The 324-nt window shown below is 54.9% G+C and carries 1 protein-coding gene; it reads right to left on the bottom strand.

What is annotated here, in order from left to right:
- Positions 1-16: 16 nt before the first annotated feature.
- The gene (locus tag ALO43_RS00055) at positions 17-250 is read right to left on the bottom strand and encodes a hypothetical protein (RefSeq protein ID WP_005614702.1); all 234 of its coding nucleotides are present in this window, start codon (positions 248-250) and stop codon (positions 17-19) included.
- Positions 251-324: the final 74 nt, after the last annotated feature.

Raw genomic sequence — 324 nt, 5'->3', positions numbered from 1 at the left:
GATTTAGCTCTGGCCATCAGCGGCTCCCTGCTTGACGCTGAAGCGTCTGTTCGTTGTTGCTTTGCTGCTGAAGATCAGCCTGAAGTTTTTGCAACTCGATGGACTGCTGCTGGTTGGCCTGAATCTGATTGAGCGAGGCGCTGATGACTTCGAGCTGGTTCGTCTGTCGATCCACCTGGGACTGGGTGGCGCAGCCAGTCAGGGACAGCATGAATACTGCGGACAGGGTCAGTGCGGTACGTACATTCATGGTCATTTTTCCTTTGAGTAGGCACAGCCAAACGCCAGACAGCTGATAGCCGACTGCGTAGCGGTGCATTGGGA

The organism is Pseudomonas tremae, assembly GCF_001401155.1.
Taxonomy (GTDB): Bacteria; Pseudomonadota; Gammaproteobacteria; order Pseudomonadales; family Pseudomonadaceae; genus Aquipseudomonas; species Aquipseudomonas tremae.
This window is presented reverse-complemented; position numbering and strand designations above follow the sequence as displayed.